Origin of the sequence: Methanofastidiosum sp. (genome assembly GCA_013178285.1) — an archaeon.
Taxonomy (GTDB): domain Archaea; phylum Methanobacteriota_B; class Thermococci; order Methanofastidiosales; family Methanofastidiosaceae; genus Methanofastidiosum.
Window position 1 is genome coordinate 1 of the sequence record JABLXD010000066.1, and the last position, 2,383, is coordinate 2,383.

The following is a 2,383-nucleotide window of genomic DNA, read 5'->3' on the forward strand; positions in this document are numbered from 1 at the left end:
AAAGGCTTGATGAAATAGCAAAGAAAATATGTCAGAAAGCAGGAGTTTCTTATACTTCACCAAGAGAACTTCAGCCACCAAAAATAGGTAATGTTGAAGCGGAGGCTGACGCAAAGATTGAGAAGAAGATGGAACTTGCGTACTCAGACGATGGCGAAGAGAGCAAATTGAGGGTGTAAGGGAAGAGTAAAAAAGGCGATAAGGGAAGGAAAAGTAAAATAGTTCCTTCCCTTATTTCTGTTATCTTGAAAAGTTACTTTTGCTGTGTTACCATTTTAGTAGATAGTTTGATATTTTTTCTGAAGGATTTCCTTCAGACCTACCTTGGGGATTGGCTATATAAGTAGCCAAAAAACAAAAATCCTACCATTTTTTTCGTATAATTCAAGAAAGAAAGGAGGTATACATGTATTTAACTGCAACTAGTTTAAAGGATTATTTATTGTGTGGTTTTAAATTTAAACTGGCTCATGTTGACAAACTAAGAAAGAAAATTCCAAAAGCTATTCTTGCGTTTGGGACAACAATCCATGCTGCAGTTGCCAAGAGATTTATTGAAAATGTCTCTGCACCAGAGACTTTTAGGAAAATTTGGGTTGTGGAAGACAAAACTCAGTATGAGTATTCAAACGGAGACGATCACAAGACTTTACTTCAACAAGGAGAGCAGTTGCTTGTTGAATGGGAAGGACACGATGAAACAAAGAAACTGGAACCTATTTCAGTTGAACAATCTCGGTATGTAGAAATTGCAAATCAAGTACCTTTTTACTCAACAATTGATTTTGTTGGGAATGAAGGAAGGTTGTTGCTTGACTGGAAAACTGCAATTAGTAAGTATCCAGAACACAAAGCAAAACTTGATTTACAGTTAACCGCTTATGCTTATATCCTTGCAGAGCTTGAGAGAGTTCCTGAGGAAGTAGGTTTTGGAGTTCTCATTAAGAAAAAATTACCTGAAATCCAATATCTTTTTGCAAGCAGGACTGCAGAGGATTTAAAAAACTTTGAAAAGCTTGTTCTTAATGTATGGGAACAAGTTAAAGCTGAAAAATTTTTAAAAACACCAGGATTTCACTGCTCCTGGTGCGATTTTTTGCCAATTTGTCTTGGCGAACCTGATGCAGAAGAGCAATTCGTAGTTTACCCTGACAGATATCTTGAGTCAGATTAATCCCGCCTTATTTGTCAATTAATTAATTTAATCATTTTTTTTAAAAACACAGTATTTCCTGCCTTACAGGGGTATTGTGTCCATTAAATCATTATTAATCTTTAGGAGGTTTATTATGCCAATGTCAGCAAATATTTTTAATGTTGACCTTTTGGAAGATTTTGAAGCTAATGTCTTACTTGAACAGTTAAATGAAACTGAGGAGGCAGGAACAGCATTAAGAACTTGCCATGTTTGTGGGAGCCCAATTAATGATGTTGACAGTTATGAATGCCCATTTTGTGGAGTGATAATTAAAACTGCACCGAAAAGAAAAGAACGTGCAGAAAGAACTCTATTAAAAACTGTAGAAAGCGAAAACAAAAATGGAACTTATTCAATTTACAGACTCCAAGATGGAACATTTTATTGTAATTGTTTAAGCTTTTTACGACAGAGAGGAGTTAAAGAAGAAAGCTATGGTTTAACTTGCAAACATATTCGTAATGAGCTTCCTAATTTAGGCTTTAATCTTAATTCCGTTTCTGCTGAACCAGTGCCTGTGACTTCATGGCAAAAGGTAATGCTCAAAAAATTAGGTGTTGTTCCACATGAGAAGCTGTCACGGGAACAGGCTTACTGGATTATAAGAGATTCTTTAGATTTAATTGGTGTTGATTATAGGGATTTTATTAGTTTGGTAAGAGAAAATTCAACTTACGAACTACTTCCTGTTCGGGCTTACGGGGTTGAGCTTGAAGGACTGGTGCGTAACAGAATGGAACTCTTTAATAGAATGAGAGAAGAGGGGTATAGAGTTAAACTTTGTGGTTACAATCACGAAATTGATAACAATTTATGGAAAGTAGGTGACGATGGAAGCGTTCGTCGTTCAATGACAGACGACGAAAGAAGTAATTACGAATCCGTGGAACTTACATCTCCAAAACTTTTTGGAGATGTAGGCTTTCGTAAAATCAGTAAAGCTCTTGAAATCTGGAATAGCATAGGTTCTCACGTGAACAATTCTTGCGGTTTTCATGTTCACATCGACCTGTATGACTATGATAGCGATGATCTTGCAAGGTTAATGCTTGTCTGGATGAAAATTGAACCTATTATATACTTTCTAGTCTCACTTTCCCGTAGAAACAATGGTTTTACAATATTTATGAGAAGACAGTATGGCGACGTTCTGGCAAGACTTTTCTGGGGCAGTAAAAATAACTA

Annotated in this window: 3 protein-coding genes; all 3 read left to right on the forward strand. The window is 36.1% G+C overall.

The window, feature by feature from the left end; all coding sequences use genetic code 11:
- A partial coding sequence (locus tag HPY60_11325) for a hypothetical protein (GenBank protein ID NPV51768.1) occupies positions 1-179 on the forward strand: 179 nt, incomplete at its 5' end.
- Positions 180-406: 227 nt separating this feature from the next.
- On the forward strand, positions 407-1,174 hold the full coding sequence (locus HPY60_11330; protein ID NPV51769.1) for a PD-(D/E)XK nuclease family protein: 768 nt from the start codon (positions 407-409) through the stop codon (positions 1,172-1,174).
- A gap of 115 nt (positions 1,175-1,289) precedes the next feature.
- A partial coding sequence (locus tag HPY60_11335) for a hypothetical protein (GenBank protein ID NPV51770.1) occupies positions 1,290-2,383 on the forward strand: 1,094 nt, incomplete at its 3' end.

Bases quoted from the DNA above. Each gene is read 5' to 3' on its own strand.
- HPY60_11330 (NPV51769.1), top strand. From the start codon at position 407: ATGTATTTAACTGCAACTAGTTTAAAGGATTATTTATTGTGTGGTTTT.